The 18295-nt window shown below is 54.6% G+C and carries 15 protein-coding genes; 13 read left to right on the forward strand and 2 right to left on the reverse strand.

Going from position 1 to position 18295, the window contains the following annotated elements:
- Positions 1-74 precede the first annotated feature (74 nt).
- The 9 genes from AC6I7T_RS27805 (at position 75) to AC6I7T_RS27845 (ending at position 9413) form a co-directional block, all read left to right on the forward strand.
- Entirely contained in the window at positions 75-620 is a 546-nt protein-coding gene (locus tag AC6I7T_RS27805) for an RNA polymerase sigma factor (RefSeq protein WP_497791078.1), read from the forward strand.
- Positions 617-3169, forward strand: a complete 2553-nt coding sequence (locus AC6I7T_RS27810) for a FecR domain-containing protein (RefSeq protein ID WP_497791079.1) — start codon at positions 617-619, stop codon at positions 3167-3169. Before AC6I7T_RS27805 ends, AC6I7T_RS27810 begins: the two co-directional genes overlap by 4 nt.
- Positions 3170-3298: 129 nt before the next feature.
- Entirely contained in the window at positions 3299-4240 is a 942-nt protein-coding gene (locus AC6I7T_RS27815; RefSeq protein ID WP_497791080.1) for an ABC transporter ATP-binding protein, read from the forward strand.
- Complete coding sequence (locus AC6I7T_RS27820) at positions 4227-5105, forward strand: hypothetical protein (protein ID WP_497791081.1); 879 nt, start codon at positions 4227-4229, stop codon at positions 5103-5105. The genes AC6I7T_RS27815 and AC6I7T_RS27820 overlap by 14 nt, the downstream gene beginning before the upstream one ends.
- Positions 5102-6049, forward strand: a complete 948-nt coding sequence (locus AC6I7T_RS27825) for an ABC transporter ATP-binding protein (protein ID WP_497791082.1) — start codon at positions 5102-5104, stop codon at positions 6047-6049. The genes AC6I7T_RS27820 and AC6I7T_RS27825 overlap by 4 nt, the downstream gene beginning before the upstream one ends.
- On the forward strand, positions 6049-6900 hold the full coding sequence (locus AC6I7T_RS27830) for an ABC transporter permease (RefSeq protein ID WP_497791083.1): 852 nt from the start codon (positions 6049-6051) through the stop codon (positions 6898-6900). The genes AC6I7T_RS27825 and AC6I7T_RS27830 overlap by 1 nt, the downstream gene beginning before the upstream one ends.
- Before the next feature lie 784 nt (positions 6901-7684).
- Positions 7685-8524 carry a nuclear transport factor 2 family protein gene (locus AC6I7T_RS27835; protein WP_497791084.1) on the forward strand — a complete coding sequence of 280 codons (840 nt, stop codon included), beginning with the start codon at positions 7685-7687 and terminating at the stop codon, positions 8522-8524.
- Positions 8521-8973: a pyridoxamine 5'-phosphate oxidase family protein gene (locus AC6I7T_RS27840; protein WP_497791086.1), complete on the forward strand. Its 453-nt coding sequence runs from the start codon at positions 8521-8523 to the stop codon at positions 8971-8973. Before AC6I7T_RS27835 ends, AC6I7T_RS27840 begins: the two co-directional genes overlap by 4 nt.
- Positions 8970-9413: a MarR family winged helix-turn-helix transcriptional regulator gene (locus tag AC6I7T_RS27845; protein WP_497791087.1), complete on the forward strand. Its 444-nt coding sequence runs from the start codon at positions 8970-8972 to the stop codon at positions 9411-9413. Before AC6I7T_RS27840 ends, AC6I7T_RS27845 begins: the two co-directional genes overlap by 4 nt.
- 934 nt (positions 9414-10347) lie before the next feature.
- Here the strand turns inward: AC6I7T_RS27845 and AC6I7T_RS27850 are convergent.
- Complete coding sequence (locus tag AC6I7T_RS27850) at positions 10348-12093, reverse strand: hypothetical protein (protein ID WP_497791088.1); 1746 nt, start codon at positions 12091-12093, stop codon at positions 10348-10350.
- A 31-nt stretch (positions 12094-12124) separates the two neighbouring features.
- The gene (locus AC6I7T_RS27855) at positions 12125-13813 is read right to left on the reverse strand and encodes a methyl-accepting chemotaxis protein (RefSeq protein WP_497791089.1); all 1689 of its coding nucleotides are present in this window, start codon (positions 13811-13813) and stop codon (positions 12125-12127) included.
- A gap of 576 nt (positions 13814-14389) precedes the next feature.
- Here AC6I7T_RS27855 and AC6I7T_RS27860 point away from each other — a divergent pair.
- The 4 genes from AC6I7T_RS27860 (at position 14390) to AC6I7T_RS27875 (ending at position 18248) form a co-directional block, all read left to right on the forward strand.
- On the forward strand, positions 14390-14995 hold the full coding sequence (locus AC6I7T_RS27860) for an RNA polymerase sigma factor (protein WP_497791090.1): 606 nt from the start codon (positions 14390-14392) through the stop codon (positions 14993-14995).
- Positions 14995-15591, forward strand: a complete 597-nt coding sequence (locus AC6I7T_RS27865; protein ID WP_497791091.1) for a hypothetical protein — start codon at positions 14995-14997, stop codon at positions 15589-15591. The genes AC6I7T_RS27860 and AC6I7T_RS27865 overlap by 1 nt, the downstream gene beginning before the upstream one ends.
- 17 nt (positions 15592-15608) lie before the next feature.
- A complete protein-coding gene (locus AC6I7T_RS27870) occupies positions 15609-16598 on the forward strand; it encodes a hypothetical protein (protein ID WP_497791092.1) in 990 nt (329 codons plus the stop codon).
- 498 nt (positions 16599-17096) lie between these two features.
- Positions 17097-18248 (forward strand): alkaline phosphatase, encoded by a 1152-nt coding sequence (locus tag AC6I7T_RS27875; RefSeq protein WP_497791093.1) that lies wholly within the window; start codon positions 17097-17099, stop codon positions 18246-18248.
- The last annotated feature ends 47 nt before the right edge of the window (positions 18249-18295 follow it).

Raw genomic sequence — 18295 nt, forward strand, 5'->3', positions numbered from 1 at the left:
AATTTCTCCTCAGAATCATTAAGAATCCTCAAAATGCAACGTCATCGTTATGAAGGAATTGCAAAGGGGAGTTCATGGCGGTCGCACATCAACCTATGGCGGAGATAGAACAAGCCGAAAACCTGCGGCAGTTATTCGCAGAGCATCATCGACGAATCCTCATGGCTGCGTATCGGATTACCGGCAGCGTTGCGGATGCGGAAGATGTTGCCCAGATGGTGTATCTGCGTCTGGCAAACCATTCCGGAGAGGGAGAGATGTCGAATCCCGGAAGCTATCTCTATCGTGCGGCTATCAATGGAGCGTTGGATCTGCTGCGGCGCCGGCAAGCAGACAACGCGGTCTCCCTGGACGAAGCGCTGGAGGTGCCCTCGACGGACACAGCCAGTGCTCCCGACCATGCAGTCTCTTCACACGAGCTTCGCACCTTGCTTCGTGCTGCCATCGCACAACTCAATCCGCGAGCGGCAGAGATGTTTATCCTCCGCTACATAGAGGAGCGCAGTAATCCGGAGATCGCCTCGCTTATGGGAACCTCCCAGGCCGTGGTCGCCGTAACGCTGCACCAGGCACGAACCAAGGTGAAGAAGCAGCTTAAGCATTTGAGAGGTGAGCAATGAAAGAGCATAAGCCAATCGATCTCGATCAGGCGCTGGCTGCGATGAAGGAAGACCGGCTGGATGGCGCGCAATTGCAGGCAGCTTCTGAACGGCTGGCTGCGCGGCTTGGGCTGGAGTCCGGCGCTGTGGCGAAAGTAGAAACCATCCGCGGCTGTGACGATATCCGTACTCTGCTTCCCGCTTACATGGACGGCGGTTTGAGCCACGAGCGCCGTTTGCTGGTTAAGGCACATCTGCAGGAGTGTCTGCACTGCCGTCATGTTGTCGATGGGAAGGCGGGGACATCCAAAGTCAACTGGACGCGTCCGCAGATGGATCAGCGGCCCTTTTCCTGGCAGCGCCTTGGCTGGACGATGGCTGCTTGTCTGGCAGTTGCTATCTGCAGCTTCAGTGTTTATCAGATGTTCTGGAAAGTTCCGGGCGGTCCACGCGGCAGCATCGCCAGCGTGAGTGGACGCGTCGAACGCCTCTCCGCCGGACACGATTCGCGTCTTTATCCCGGTGCCGATCTGCAAGATGGAGAGTTAGTGCGGACCTCCGGCGATGCTCATGCCTTTGTGAAACTGACCGATGGATCGATTGTCGAGGTTGCCGGACGTAGTGAGTTTCGTCTGAAGGCCCGGGGCCGCGATACTACGATCGATCTCGATCAGGGATCGGTAATCGTACAGGCGGCGCATCGCAAGAGCGGACATCTATATGTGAAGACTCCGGATTGCCGCGTTGCCGTGACCGGAACCATCTTCTCTGTCGATGCCGGACTCAAGGGCTCGCGCGTAGGTGTGATTGCCGGGGCTGTGCAGGTCGCCTTTGCCGGGCAGGAAAAGATGTTGCACGTTGGCGATGCCGTAACAACCAGCGACAACATCGCGCCGCAGCCGGTAGCTTCGCAGATCTCCTGGAGCCAGAATCGCGATAAGTATCTGCCGCTGCTCGCTCAGTTCTCTCAATTGCAGAGCCGTTTTGAAGCGATTCCTCTTCCGGCATCGCGTTACACAAGCGATCTGCTGGGACGCATGCCTGCCAACACGGTTCTCTACATCAGCATCCCGAATCTGGGGGATGTGCTGAGCGAAGCCAACACGATCTTTCACGAGCAGTTGCAGAAGAGCGATGCTTTGAATGAGTGGTGGCAGCAAGCCAATCAAGGCCACGACAACGAGTTTACCTCGATGATCGAGCGCTTCCATGCGATGAGCCGTTATCTGGGCAGTGAGGTAGTTCTGGCCGGGCTCGATCAGCCAGGCAGGGAAAACCTCGCTCTGGTTGCCGATGTAACTCGCGACGGGCTGGCAGATTTTCTGCGGCAAAACTTCCCCTCTTCCGATCCGAAGCATGGCTTGACCGTTGTCGAACCTGCCGACTTGAACTCGTCCATGGATACGGCGAAGGATGCCCTCTATGTGCTGGTTCGTCCGCATGAGGTTGTCGTTGCCAGGAACTTCCGCGTACTGCGGCAGATGAATGTGCAGTTGAGCGCAGGTGTCAGCGGCTTCTCCTCCAGCGGTTTCGGGCAGCAGATCTCAGCAGCCTATACTCGCGGCTTGGGAATGATTCTGGCTGCGGATCTTGAGCACATGTTGCATAAGGTGAATGCCAGCGGGCCGAGTGCAAAGGCTATTTTCGAGCAGACGGTTGAAGGACTGCGCTATCTGATTGCAGAACATCGCGAGACGGCGGGGATACCGGAGAACCATCTGAACCTGCAATTCAGTGGAGAGCGGCAAGGTGTTGCGTCGTGGCTTGCTGCTCCCGCTCCCATCGGATCGCTGGAGTATCTCTCTCCGAATACGGCACTGGCTGCAGCCTTCCTCTCCAAGGAGCCGAAGAGTATCTTCGACGATCTGATGAAGATTGCAGAGAAGAATCCTGAGAACCAGCGTGCCTGGGCGGAGGTGGACGAGCAGCTTCAAATGCGGTTGCGTGACGATATCGCTGCGCACTTTGGCGGAGATGTTGCCCTGGCTCTCGATGGTCCGGTGCTACCGACTCCGGCATGGAAGATGGTCATCGAGGTTCACGACTCCGATCAGTTGCAGTCCTCTCTGGAACGCCTGGCGCAGGCCCTGAATGACGTGGCCCGGCGTAAGAGCGGCAAAGGCGTTACGCTCCAGGGCGAGCAGGTCGATGGACATACGTATTACGTCGTACAGCGTCAGGACAATGGTGCTCCTATCCTGCGCTATACCTTCGACAATGGCTACATGATTGTGGCGATGGACAGAGCGGTATTGATGGCGGCTCAACAGATCCACGAGAGCGGACAATCGCTGGCTCGCTCGGAGACCTTCAAGAGCCTGTTGCCTAAGGACCAGAATCAGAACTACTCGGCTGTTGCTTATCAGAATCTTGGCCCGGTATTGCAGCCTCTAGGGGAGCAACTGCAAGGACAAAAGCTGGATGTACTCCGGCAGATCGCTGCGGATGCTCGTCCTTCGGTGATCTGTGCCTGGGGCGAGTCGAATCGGATTGAGGCGGGAAGCAATAGCCGGTTGTTTGGCTTTGACCTCTTCGCCTTAGGTGCAATGTTACCGAAGCACAATAGATAGATAACGATGTGCCGGTTTCAGAAAACAAGTGTGCCCCATTCTTGGACGATAGTGTATCGTCGGCCAAGGGTGGGGCGGACTCTTTACTGGTAAAGGGAACAAAGACGAGTAGGAAGGCGTAACTAAAGCATGGGCCTGATTCAACTAGACGATCTTTATGTACGGCTCGGGAAGCGGATGGTGCTCAACGGACTCACTTGTGAGCTGCGAGGGCGGGCCATCGGTCTTCTCGGGCCGAATGGTGCAGGGAAGTCCACCCTGATCCAAACGCTGCTTGGTTTCTATTTACCGGAAAAAGGCACCGCCCGCATCTTCGATATGGACATTCACAGCCAGGAGGAAGCGATTCGTTCGCACATCGGCTACATGCCGGAGAACGATTCGTTTATCGGCAATATGAGCGGACTCCGCTACGTTCGCTATATGGCCGAACTCTCAGGCATCCCTGCGAATAAGGCTCTGGAGCGTGCTCACGAGGCGATGTTCTTCGTCGGACTCGGTGAGGTCCGCTACCGCAAGATCACCACCTATTCGTTAGGTATGAAGCAATTAGTCAAGCTGGCGCAGGCCCTGGCCCCTGGTCCGCGACTGCTGATCCTCGATGAGCCTACGAATGGACTCGATCCCATCGCAAGGCAGCGCATGGTGCAGTTGATTCGCGATATTCGCGATGCGGGAGAAGTGAGCCTGCTTATCTCCTCTCACCTGCTGCGCGATATCGACGATACCTGCGACGAAGTTCTGATCCTGAAAGAGGGACGTGTTGCCGCTCATAGCGATCTGGCTGCCGAGCGCAGCGCCAACCGAAGCTTTATCGAGTTAGAAACTGTAGGAGTTACCGAACCCTTTGCCGTGGCCGTACGTAGTCTTGGCTGCGAGTGCGCCGAGTACGAGGGCGGGCGGCTGAAGATGGTAATTCCCGAGCAGGTAAAGATTCAGCATCTCTATGCCGCTGCCGCGCAAGCCGGAGTACAGATCCGGAGGATGAACCAGCGGCGCGACTCCCTGGAAGATATCTTCCTGAAGGCAATGTACGGCGAGTGGGAGGCTCCAACAAATGTCAGTCTATAAACGCAAGTATCAAGCCTACACCGGAGCCCTTACTTCGAAGCGTACGCGCCTGCTGGTTCTGATACGTTATGGCTTCTCCGAGGTGTGGGCTTCGAAGATTACAGCAATTCTTCTCGTAGTTTGTATGCTCCCCTTTCTCGGCTCCGTGCTTACGATCTATCTGGCGAATAATCCTTTGGTCAGGCTTATGATCAGTGGCAGAGGGTCAATGAACTTGGAGATTGGTTCGACTTACTTTGTGCATATTATGGCCGTGCACTGTGTATTCTCCATTGCCTTGGCCTCCTGGATCGCGCCGCGGCTGATCGGTTTCGATATGGCCGACAATGGCTTGGCCTCCATCCTGAGCCATGCGATTTCCCGCCGCGACTATATCGTTGCCAAATTGATCGTGCTGATGGGCTTTCTCTCTGTTGTTACGTGGATTCCGCTGCTGCTGCTCTTCTGCTTGCAGTCCTATTACGCAACAAATGCCTGGGCCTCACAAAACTGGTTCCTCTTCGGAGGTCTCTTCCTGGGCTCTTTCCTTTGGATTCTGCTGCTGTCGCTGATAGGGCTTGCTACCTCCGCATGGGTGAAGTGGCGCATGGCAGCGATCGGTTCTATCTTCGCGATTTATACAGTCTCCGGCGGTCTCGGAGAACTGATGAGAGATATTCTCGATTCCAACTGGGGCGGCATTATCAGCTTGCAGTATCTTTATACGACTTGGTGGGAGTGGCTGATGCGAGCAGGTACCTTCGATACCCGGCATGGAGCGCGTTTGGCGATTCCTGTCGTATTACTGGCCATCGGAGTCTTCTGTGCGATTTGCGTCCTCGCCTTGAATTCGCGCGTTCGCGCTCGTGAGGTGGTTCGGGGATGACGACGAGCGATTGCATTGTTTTCGAAAACGTTTCGAAGTTCTACGGCGAAGTTCTGGGAGTGAACCGGATCTCGCTTTCGCTGCCGCCGGGTATCAGTACCTTGGTCGGGCCGAATGGCTCGGGCAAGACAACACTGATGAATCTGATGACGGCTCTCGTACAGCCCACACGTGGTGAGATTCATGTGCTGGGCATCGGCATGGATAATCCCGAGGAGCTCTTTCGCATCATTGGCTACTGCACGCAATTCGATTCCTTCCCGCAAGGGATTACCGGCTGGCAGCTGATTTACGACGGATTGCTGATGCATGGACTCAGCCGCAAGCAGGCGCACGATCTAACCGAGGAGGCTCTGGATCGCGTATCGCTCGACGAGGCTGCTTTCCGCAAGATTGCCGGATACAGCAAAGGTATGCGGCAGAAAGTCCGGTTAGCGCAGGCTCTTGCGCACCGTCCCCGTGTGCTGATTCTCGATGAGCCGTTGAATGGATTGGACCCGATGGCCCGGGCGGAATCGATGGCGCTCTTTCAAGAACTTGGCGAGCAGGGAATGCACGTCATCATCTCCAGCCACGTGATGGAGGAGGTGGATCGTATCTCCGACCGCGTTGTGTTGATGACCGGAGGCTATCTGCTGGCCGAAGGCGATATTCATCAGGTCCGGCAGGAGGTGCGGGAGAAGCCGATGCAGATGTTGATTCGCTGTCAGAGGCCGGAGATTCTGGCCTCGAAAATGTTCGAGCGTAATCACTGTGTCGAAGCGAAGCTTCATGCAGATGGAAACGGTCTCCTGCTGCGAACAGGCGATATCGATCAGTTCTATACGCTTTTGAATGGCATTGTTGCTGAAGGAGCGGTGCAGATCGAGTCCATCACTCCTGCCGACGACAATACGGTTGCCATCTACCAATACCTGATCGGCTCGGATGGGGAGGAGTCCTGATGACAAATGTAGGGGAAAGGATCTCACATTATCCTTGGGCCGTGTGGTTCCGGCAGATATTGCGTATTGCCGCCATCGATCTCAAGAGAAACATGTTTGCGCGGCGTGCCAGTTGGATTTACTTTCTGGCCTTTATTCCTGCGCTTCCGTTTCTTCTGACTCTACTCCTTCGCAGCCATGAGCATCTGGATCTCGATTTCCATGCTGAACTGATGGCCGGAGTGATGCAGTTCTATTACGTCCGCCTGGGGATCTTCTTCGGCTGCCTGGGAATCTTTCTGCGATTGATTCGCGGCGAGATGGTAGAGCGCAGCTTGCATTTCTACCTGCTTACTCCAGTGCGGCGGGAGGTTTTGCTGCTAGGAAAGTTTCTCTCCGGCGCGGTAAGCGCTATCGTGCTCTTTAGCGTGGCGGTTACGCTGCAGTACTTTTTGACCTACGCCCGCTTTGGTTCGGCCGGTATGTACTATATCTTCCATGGACCTGGGCTGAATCATCTTGCGCACTATCTCTTGATTACCTTTCTGGCGTGCCTGGGGTACGGATCGGTTTTCCTTCTACTGAGTATGCTTTTCCGCAATCCGCTGCCGATGGCGATGATCGTGATGGGCTGGGAAGCCATTAATCCGATTATGCCCTCCTTGTTGCAGCGGATCAGCATTGCTTCCTATCTGAACCATATGATGCCGGTTTATGTATCAGGTAAGGGCATCTTCGCCTTGCTGACCGTGAATACCGAGCCTGTGCCTATCGCCCTGGCAACGCTGGGCGTACTGGTAATTGTCGCAGCCGTGCTTACGTATTCCTGCTTCCGCATGCGCAAGCTTCAGATTCACTATTTGAGCGAGTAGCCGCAGAAGGACGTCTCGTAGGGTGGTGTTTCGGCATGTTTTGTACCGCCGAACTCCAGGCCGGGGTCCCCGGCACGCGCGGTTTTCGCGTGCTGGGGTGGAGGACCGGCTGTCGTCTGGGCGTCCTCGCCCACACAGGCGAAGAATCGTGAACTTTGCATTGATATATGGACTTCTCAGGTGTAGGGCCTGGAGACCCTTCCACGACCGCCGGTGAGGACGCCGGCGGTACAAAACAAGCTGAACCACGAGTATTGCCAGGTCATCTTTCTTACTTCTTCCTCCTCTAGATGTAGAAGCTCCAGTGGCATCCTGGCGGGATGCCAAGAGAGTAGCCACGGGTGAAGCGTAGCGAAACCCGTGGTCTCGATGCCAACAAGACCTCCACCCCGTATGGGGCGGAACGAATTTGCTTCATCGGATGAGGGAAGATTTCGGCCCGCCACCTGCCGGGGCGGGGAATATTCGGTGGTCCGATACCCCAGGTTTCGCTACGCTACACCCGGGGCTAGTACAGTAGCATCCCTCCGGGATGCTTTGGAGCCTGTACATTTTTCTGAACCGAAGGAAGTAGAAATCTTTTGATTCTCTGGATGCTTTCCAGAGCGTTTTTGCAAGCAGCAAACGAAGAAGAAGGAATGAACGAAGGTAGGTGGCGGTTTCTGACCGCCACCGGCTCCAGGGATGCTTCACCTCTTTCAATTCACTTCTTGACAATAGTTCGATCCCGAACTATTGTTTCCGATAGTTCGGGATCGAACTAATTCTCGGACTTGGAGATTCTATGTCGTCACTGAAAGTTGTGATGCTTACTGCGGTTGCGTTCTTGTGCCTGCCGCCCGCGATTCTGCGTGCTCAGAGCAAGGAAGAGGATGTTTCTGCCACCATTCTTGCGATGGAGCGCGATGCTCTGGACCATTCCGATAAAGGAGATGTAAGCAAGTTCCTGGAGATCAGCGCACCGGACGTTGTCTACATCGATCCCTTTCTGGAGAAGCCGATCTACGGTTTGGAGGCCTTGCGTACGTACTACAAAGGCTTTCCTTCCGGAAATCCGATAGAGGGTAAGATGGCCAATGCGAAGGTTCAGCTGGCGAGCGATGAGGTAGCCGTTCTCACCTACAACTACATTGAAAAGGAACTGAAATGGAACTGCACGGAGGTCTTCAATAAAACTCCGGCAGGATGGCGCATCTTTCATACGCATTGGTCTCCTATCAAATGGGAATCGCCAACCAGTGCACATCCAAAGGCCAAAGACATCTCGACCAATCTGATCAATATTGAGAAGGCTGCGCTCGACAGTGACGATGCGGAGCGGTTTCTGCACATCTCGGAACCTACTGTTGCTTACATTGATCCGGTGCTGGAGAAGCCCATCTATAGCCGGGATGAATTACGTGCCCACTACTTTCAGGGACAGACGCCAAGCTCCGGAAAATGCCAGGCGCAGATGCTGAATCCGAAGGTGCAGGTTGTCGGCGATGCGGCTGTTCTATCCTTTAACTATCGCAGTGGGGGCTGTGTGGACTGGAATGCTACCGAGGTCTACCATAATACGAAGAAAGGCTGGCGGATACTTCAGACTCACTGGTCCTACGTGCACGCACAACCTGCTCAATGATCGATAAGAAATCTATTCTGGAAATTGTCAATAACTCCGAGGCCGTTTATCTGGGAACGGTAGATGGCCTAAGTCCGCGCATTCGCGCCTTAGTCAATCTTCGCCGGGCCGATTTGTATCCGAAGCAAAGTGCCTTTTGCAGGAGAGAGGATTTCGTCTTCTATCTTGCGACCTCGCGGGCGTCGAGCAAGGTTCAGGAGATTGAACGCAACCCGGAGGTCTCCTTCTATTACTGCCAGCCGTGCAGCTTTCATGGAGTAATGTTCGCTGGTCGTGCAGAGATCGTTAGCGATCAGGAGCTGAAGGACACGCTTTGGGATGATTCCTGGAGCATCTACTGGCCTGCAGGTCAGACGGATAACGATTATGTCGTTCTGCGTCTGTCGCCGAAACAGGCTTCAGGGTGGTGGGGCAGCAAGCCGTTTGAGGTCGAGCTGGATACCCTATGAGTCGTCCTCCAAGCCAAGGCGGATTTCTTATCTCAAAGATTCACCAGACCGGTGGCCGCGTCTTTGCGCGGATGCTGCGAGCGCACAATCTTGAGATTAACCCGGCACAGGGGCGCGTGTTGTATGTCCTCTGGGACCAGGGCCCGATGACCATTCATGAGTTGGCCAAACGGGTTTCGCTGGGGAAGTCCACTTTGACCAGTACTTTGGATCGTCTGGAAGAAGCAGGGCAAGTTCAACGTGTCGCTTGCGAGGATGATAAGCGCAAGACGATGGTTGAACTGACCCCGAAGAATAAGGCGATGCATAAGTTGTACGAGAAAGTTTCCGCCGAGATGACTGAGATTTATTTCCGCGGCTTCAAGGCCGAGGAAATAGCGAAGGTTGAAGCGGCGCTGAATCGCATTCTGAAAAATCTGCTGGATGCCGAAGCTGAGTAAGTGTCCTCGTAGCTTGCAATAGAAAATGAGCGCGGGTGCCCCATCTTCGCGGTGCGAAACGAAGTGAAGCACCAGCTAAGGTGGGACGAGAGAATGTGTAAGTATCGGTAACCGGGCTAATGTTTTCGATAGGCATGCGTTCGGTTACCGATATTGATACTTTCGCGCGTCCCACCTTAACTCGCTTTGCTCGTGAAGATGGGGCACCCCTGGCACTGATTGGTCAACGAAGTTTGCGGATGCTATGCAAAGGGTGTCCCGGAGGGGTGCCGAGAGAATAGCCACGGGTGAAGCGTAGCGAAACCCGTGGTCCCAATGCCCATACGGCCTCCGCCCCGTATGGGGCGGAACAAATTTGCTTCACAGGGCGGGGAATATTCGGTGGTCTGTTACCCCGGGTTTCGCTACGCTACACCCGGGGCTAGTACAGTAGCATCCCTCCGGGATGCTTTGCTGCAACTTCGACACCTTGAGGGAACAATCAACGAAATAACATGGGGGAAACAGTTTTGAAGTGGTGATATGGGTTTGTGTCAGGGCATGGGCTTTAGCCCTGCCGCAGAGATAGCGAGAAGTGATTTGGGCTTTAGCCCCTGCTATGGCAAGAGCTAACTGAAATGCTGATGGTAAAAGCTACCAACGAGTTCTGGGACATATTTTCCAAAGACCTGTAAAAACAGGACTGGTCGATTTGGGCGAAGAAAGAAGCACAGGGGCTAAAGCCCAAAAGACTCAAGGACTCTACTATCGGCAGGACTAAAGTCCATGCCCTGACACAATGCCTGACGAATGGTTGCAATGGCCGAAATTGCTGCTATAGTTGGCTCTTCTTTATCATCCCTTCTCAAGGATGTAGAAACTTCAGCGGCAAGTCTAAAAGAGAAAGGGAGTGGATTCATCCACTCCCCTTTCTCTTTCTGGCGATATGGGAGAACTACGGCAGAACGTAACGAATGCTTGTAAAGCCCATGAAGGTATGTGCATTCTTTGGGCTTCCCGGAGCCACGTACCAGGGAGCGCGCGTGGCATAAGAGAACTGCGTGATGAACTGCAATGCTCCGCAATTCGTGTCTTTCCACAGGATGGTGTTGGTTGCGAAGGAGCCTTCCTGCAGGGCCCGGTTCTGTGTGTTGGGGCTGCCCGGATAGCCGTAACCAACATAAGTTGGTGTCTTCACGGTTGGATCCAGAGCGTATCTCCGCTGATAGTAAGCGCCGCCGTAATAAGCCGAGACGGAGTTCCGTGCATTGAGCTGCCATTCGAAGCCGCCAATGCCGGAACCGGAATGAATCACAGCGGTAGAGAAGGGCGCTGTCGCTGCATTTTTCTGCAGTACGACGAAATTCGGCCCCAAGCCTCCGATATAACGTCCGCCGCCATCGCTCCAATAGCTCAAACCAATCAGGTGGAAGCCCTTGAAGAGCTCGAGATTGATATTTCCCATGATGGCGCCGCCCTCGCGGCCATCTCGCGCATCCTTGCCCTTCGTAACTGAAGCGGGAGTATAGGTGCGAGCCGAGGTCAATAAACCTGCTACACCGGCATGCCAGACCAAGCCTTTGATCTTACGATCGAGAGTTGTTTTGAAGACGACATCGGGATGAAGGTTCGGAGTGTTGGTTCCACCACCACTGCCGGTGCTGGAATTGACGTCAACCTGAGTAGTGCTGTAGAGCGAGGGAAATGTAACAGCACTTCCTGCATATTGTTCCGCGTTCTCGATCGAGAGACCCATTGCCCAGGTAGGCGTCGGATGGAAGATGGTACGGAACTGAGCCTGACGGGCATAGACCAGGCCCACCTGATAGTTCGTATCGAGGTGGAAGGTGTTGAAGATATCGGCCAGGAAGGGCGAGAGTGCCTTGCGGTTTGGGGTCAGCAGTGACCAGCCTTGTCCACCGAGAATCTCCCACTTGCCGCGTGCGAGGTTCAGATAATAGACACGCATGCGGAGGGTATTGCTGTTCGTACTGACGTAAGCATTGCCAGGAAGATATCCGTTGAAGTCAGCTTCCGCGTAGCCGTAGACGCTGGTTTTCCGAATCCTCTCATCGACACGAATCGAGAGTCGGGATGCCTGAGCGGTAATGCGGGCCTCACTCGATCCTGCCTGTACGGTGTTCTTGAAAGGGATCGAGGCGAAAGAGGTTCCCAGCCCGCTGCCAACATTGGTACTGCGGTAATAGCCTGTGAAGTCAACATAGCCGCCCGGCGTGAACGTAGCATTGCCGATGCGGAAGAAGAGCTCCGCCGGTGTCTGATTGTTTACCGGAGAAGAAGGCCGTGCAGCAGTCTTCGGCGTAGCAACAATGGCGGAGGTTATGGCAGGAGCAGGCTTCAGCGCTGTAGCGGCCGATTGCAGCTGAGAAGCTTCGGCTGTCGGCGAGACTCCGAGGTGCCGCAACTCATCGATTTCTTTGCCTTGCTTCTCGACTTCTTTGTGCAGCATCTGGATTGCGTCGGCCTGCTGCTGGAGGATCTGTTGCGCACGATCCAGTGCCTGCTTCAACTCGTTGGCAGTTGGTGCAGTCTTCGTCTCGGTGCCGCTTGGTTCGGAGGCGGAGGCCTCTGTACTCACAGGGGAAGAGGGAGCATCGCTCTCCTCGATAGAGCTTGCCTGGGCTGTCTGGATAAATCCAGGACAGGCCAGACAAGCCAAAATCAAAATTGCCAATTTCATTCGTACGATCTCCAAAGGTGAGGGCTCTTTGTTATGCCGAAATAAGGCCGGAAACTCCACTGCGGGAGAGTGCGCGGTTCGGCCTCTCGTTGTTGAGCCGGTAGTCCTTGATGGAGAGATCCAAATCATAGGCAAGCTTGGCCAGATCCTTGCTCGCTTGGGAAGTCTCTTCGGCAGCGGCGGAGGATTCTGCAGCGTTTTGGCTGACGCCTGAGAGTGTCTTACTGATCTCTCCGCTGGCTGCAGCCTGTTGCGTTGACGCTGTTGCGATCAGTGCGATCTGGCTCTCGGAGTGCTGCGCCAAAGCGATGATGGATTCGAGCATGTGACGTGCGGTCTCCGTCTCTTTGAGTCCCTGGGCAACGCTCGTCTGACCGTTTTCGATGAGCTTCAAGGTGTCGTGAGTCTCGGATTGGATGGTGCTGATGGTGCTCGAAATCTCTTCGGTTGCATTCTTTGTTCGTTCGGCAAGGCGGCGAACCTCTGCGGCGACGACTCCGAAGCCGCGTCCATGTTCTCCGGCGCGTTGTGCTTCGATAGCGGCGTTCAATGCCAACAAGTTTGTCTGCTCGGAGATTTCGCGAATCGTTGTGACAATATTTCCAATCTGCTCTGACCGCTTGTTGAGCAGCGCCATCTTCTCAACGGTCTGAGCGGTAAAGTCGTTGATGCCGCGCATCCGTTCGACTGTTTTGCCGATGACGTCTCCACCTTCGGAGGCGGCATTTGCGGCATCACGGCTGGCGGTACTTGCGGCCGATGCGTTATGCGAGACCTCGGCTATGGTGCTGGCCATCTCCTGTGTTGCCGCTGCGATCTGGCTTGTCTGGTCGTTCTGGTGCTTCGAGTTGCCAAGGCTCTGCTCGGCGCGGATGGAAAGCTCCTGCGAGGCGGAGCCCAGAGTCTCGACACCCTGGCGGACTGCCTGCAACAGTGAGCGCATTGAGCTGACAGCGGTATTTAGCGCGGAAGCCATGCGTCCAATTTCGTCCTGACTCTCGACATCGATTGTCGAGGTCAGGTCTTTGGAGGCGACTTTTTCCAGAACCTCGGTTGCTTGTACGAGTGGTGGCGCAATCATCTTCGTGAGCAGGTAACCGACGAAGGCGCTCAGGAGAATAGTAATCAGGATGACGATGCCTACTACAATACGGATAGTGCGGAAGGTATTAACCGCATCGGCGCAGAGATCGGCGCTGTGCTTTGTATTGATGGTAAGCGCCTTGTCCATGTTGCCCTCTGCATTGCGATACGTCGGAGCATTGCCGCCGACAACTTTGTCGCTTGCTCCAGCCTTATCTCCGCCTACCAGTAGAGCAACGGTGCGATCGCTCATGCCCAAATAATTGTCGAAGTCTCTTCTTGCCGCTTCGACCGGCTCGCGTTCATCGGTTGTCGGATTCGACGCCAGATAGGCATCGAGGGTCTCGTGAAAGGTTTTGCTAGTCCGTGTCCTTTGATTGATGTAGTACTTAACGCAAGCGTCGTCGTCGCAGAGCAGAATGCCCATGTCTGCCCGGCGATAGAGCTGCATGGCAGAGCGCATCTTGGTCAGATTTTGTATGGATGGCAGAGAGATCTGCGCAATATCTTCCGTCGAGCTGTTGATCTTGTGCAGTCCGAAAAAGGCGACTGCTCCCAATAGTCCACAAAACACACATACAAGCCCGAAGGCCACTAGAAACTTACGTGCGACTGGAAGATTGCGGAAAGCAAACATCGATTAGGTCTCGTCATTGCGTTCTCTCCATCCTTTGTGATCAAGAGGATTCCGCAGACAAGTCTTCCTGCCTGTGTGAAAGCGGGGTGACCACACAGATGAACAGAGCACAATCTTTCATGTGATCTTTAATAGGAATCATCGGATTATTGAACCAAATCTTTATGCCGATATCCCATGGATGACTTAAGTGTTAGGTAAATCGTACGGGTGATATTTACAAATGTAATCGAAGCAAGAGCAAATTAAGTCAAATAGATAATCGGCTCTGAAATCAAGATGTTCTTCTGCGTCTTATCTACGCAGCAAATTACCTTAGTGTATTTTTCCCAAAACAGTGCTCGCAATTGGCGTATTGCATCCGGACAAAACGAAAGTGTTATATGGTTTGTGACGTTGATCACCATGTAAGCGGTAAAAGAAGAAGGAATCAGTGCAGGAAGGTGGCGGTCAGAAACCGCCACCCCCTTTAGCTGGTTGCTAAAAGGTAGACCAATCCTGACCTTTTTCTCTCCTGCAAGAAAAATTTATTTCCTTAGGGAACTTTTTCGCTGTCCCGCGTAATCATGAATGACGATGTTTGAACGCTTCAGACGCGAACGGCTCTCCGATCCTGACTCCGATGAGGGGCTTCTGCACTCTGCTCGGCGGGGAAGTGAGGAGGCGATGGCCTCGCTCTACAGGCGCCACGGATCGTTGGTCTACAGATTCTCGTTGCGGCTTGCGCAGGATGTCTCAATTGCTGAAGAGGTTACGCAGGATGTCTTCCTCGCGCTTTTGAAGCAGGGCGAGCGTTTCGATGCAAAGCGGGCGGCGCTTTCGACCTGGCTTTGCGGAATCGCCCGACGGCAGGTCTGGAAGCATCTGGAGCAGAGGCAACGCCACCTCTCCATCGACTCGGACGAGGAATGGACAGAGCCGGAATCGCCTGATGACGATCCCGGACTAGTTTTGACGCGCAAGGAGGCGGTTGAGGCGGTTCGACAAGGGATTGACGAACTGCCGCTGCCGTTAAAGGAAGTGCTCGTGTTGTGTGAGTTCGAAGAGATGCGCTACGAAGACGCAGCCCTGATTCTCGACATGCCAGTGGGAACCGTGCGTTCGCGTCTGCATCGTGCAAAGGCTCGGCTGGGACGGCGGCTGCAGGCGCTCTCTGCAGGCGCAGTCAAGGAGGTTAAATAATGACAAAGCGGATTGAGGAAGAACTGAATAAAACGCTGGCCGAGCTTCGTCAGGAGCACCGGCAGACGGAAGCCCCACTATTTCTCGAAACGCGTCTGCGTGCCTCCGTAAGAGATCGCAGGTCCGAGCCGTCGTTGCTTCCTCTGGTATGGCGTTGGGCGTTGGCGACCTTGGCCATCGTTGTGATTGGAATGCTCTTCTGGCGGATCAATCGTCCTAAGCCGGAGATCGTTCTTGAGGCACAGCAGGAACAGCAGGCAGTGCCTGCTCCGAAAGCGGCTCCCGAGGTTTCGTCCAAGGTCCCGCCTGTGCCCAACGTAAAGGACTCGCAGAATGCGGCACAGCAAGGGGCAGGATTGCATAGTGCAAAGACTACGAATCGTCCCGTTGAACGTGTAACCGCTTTTGTTGCTCTTCCGGAGAGTGAAGTTTTGCCGGAACCTGCGGAAGAGAGTGTTTATCGCACGAGTGTGCGCGGCAGCGAATTACGCCGTTACGGATTCGATGTTTCTCCGGCGATGTCTGCTCAGCTTGTACGTGCCGACTTCCTGGTGGGGGAAGACGGCTTGGCTCGGGCGGTTCGCCTAGTTCAATAGGTTTCTAGCGGAAAGGAATGGAATTACTTATGCTTCAAAAGCGCATAGTGCCCCTTATGCTTGCGGCGCTCCCCATGACGATTACGATGTCTCTGCTGTTTACTTGTCCGACGGCCGTTTATGGCCAGGATAAACAGGCAGAGACACTGAGCACGGGCGAGCTTGAAAAGTCAGTGAAAGATCTTCAGCAGCGCTCTTCCGAACTTTCCAGGAATATGGGCAGGATGCATAAGGATCTAAGAGATCATGCCTTCTCCTTCCTTGGCGGCATGGGAAAGGTTGTTAAGGATAAGCCCTACACTGGCACCGCTGTGACGGAGACGGTACAAACCCTGTCGGATGGCAACCGGATTGTCCGCACCAATCGTACGACGCTTTATCGCGACAGCGCAGGCCGTACGCGCCGGGAGCAGAGCATCGGCACGCTGGGAGCGACAAGTCCTGAGATTTCCAAGCAGTCGATTGTGATCAGTGATCCGATTGCCAACGCCGAGTACGTCCTGGATACGAAGGACAAGGTTGCTCGCAAGACTTTTCGCTATGGGATGGGACATTTCACCGTCAGCGATGATTTGCAGGTGCTGCCCACGGTACATATGGAGGACTTGTCCGGCCAGCACGAAAATGTAGCCAAGGAAGATCTTGGCAAGCAGACGATTGCAGGTCTGCAGTGCACCGGAACGCGCACGACGAAGACCATCCCCGCCGGGGAGATCGGGAATGACAAGCCTATCGTTTCGACAAAGGAGATTTGGTATTCAAGTGAAATCGACGGAACCGTACTCTCGAAGAGCACCGATCCTCGCTTTGGTAGCACGACCTATACGTTGAGCAACGTAAAACTGGGCGAGCAGCCGCAGCAGTTGTTTGCTCCTCCGTCCGACTACAAGGTTGAGTCGATGGCAACTCCTCGTCTTCCCAGGATGCCTCGCGGGCCAAAAATGCCGCCAATGCCTCCAGCAGCACCAGCACTACCGGCACCACCAGCACCACCAGCGGAACAATAATAGTAGATTCTGACAACGTTAGGCAGGTAAAGCAGAAGGGGACACGACAGGGCATCGTGTCCCTCAGACTGCTGACAAACCTAGCTCCACTGCGGGGGAAGGGGGTGTGTCAGGGCAGGGCTTCCAGCCCTGCCGGAATCGCTTCAAAAAAAATCAGGGACATTCTCGGTAACAAATGTTCGATCATGCCGTTCTGTGTAGGTATTCAATAGACTTCTCAAAATCCACTGCTCCTTTGACATTACTTACCGAGAATGCCAAAGGAAAAAATGAGGCTGTCTTTCGGCCGGACTGAAGTCCGGCCCTGACACAATACTTTCTTCTGTCTTCTGTCCAACTCCTACCTTTGTCAGCAGTCTGAGGGACACGACAGTGCATCGTGTCCCTTCTTTTTTTGATAGCGGAGATGCTTTGGGCACTACAAGGTGGCCCTTCCAGGCCGTGCAACAACGCTCCTCTTTACACGCTTCTTCTCCATGGTGATTACAATAGCTTTCCATGAGACGACTTGTTCTTTTTGTGCTTTTGATTTCATTCTTGCCTCTGAATGCGGAGACGGCTCGTAAGACAGCGAAAGCTCCAGCACATGCCAAGAATGTAATCGTATTTCTGGCAGATGCAGGGGGAATTCCTGTTCTGAATGCTGCCAGCATTCTGGGCTACAACGCTCCGCAGAAGCTCTATGTGCAGAGCTGGCCTACGATGGGCCTGAGCGATACCTCTCCTGCCGGGAACTGGGTTACCGATTCTGCTGCCGGGATGTCCGCAATCGTTACCGGAGTAAAGACCCGGAATGGAGTCCTGAGTGAAGCTCCCGATGCCATTCGCGGGCAGAAGGACGGCACTCCGGTCAAGACGATCCTCGAGTATGCCGAAGAGCATGGTCTTTCGACCGGTGTTGTGACCAACATGGAGATTACCGATGCGACTCCGGCGGCCTGCTATTCGCATGTGGACGATCGCAAGAAGTGGGGCGACATCTATCTGCAGATCTTCTCTCCGCGCTTCGGCGATGGAGTGGACGTAGCCTTCGGTGCCGGTCGCAAACAGGTCTATGAGCAGGTCAGGGCTCAAGGCAAGGATCTCGACGCCATCGCCAAAGAACATGGACGCACGGTCTATTCCTCCGTCGATCAGGTTCCGGCCGATGCCCGCCGCGCGCTGGTCATCACCGAGGGAGAGCCGAATGTCCCTGAGGAAGCCAAGCGGGCGCTTCGTATCCTGTCGCAGAATCCTAAGGGCTATTTTCTGATGGTCGAGTGGGACGCTCACACGGCGAATCCCGAGAAAGGTCTGACCAGTGTTGTGGGCTTTGACAAGCTGATTCGAGAGATTGCCTCAACCGTCGATCTGAAGGACACGCTGCTGATCTTTACCGCGGACCACTCTTTTGACTTCCGTCTGCATGGCGGCACCCCGGACAAGTCGATTCTCACCGGCTGGAAGGAGTGGCAGGCTGCGAATGCAGGTTCGCACGGAAAGCCCATCGATCTTCCGGCGATCCGGGTCAACGATTCTCATGCCGGAGAAGAGGTATTAGCGACGGCTCAGGGACCGGGATCTCAAGAGATTCACGGCTTCTTCCCGAACACTCATCTTTTTGAAGTCATGATGGATGCCTACGGCTGGAAGGCCGACGCAAAGAAGTAAATCTGCTGCGGAGGTCCCAGGAAGATGGGGCCTCTGCGCCTCCCGCC

Source organism: Humiphilus diazotrophicus (assembly GCF_059726315.1).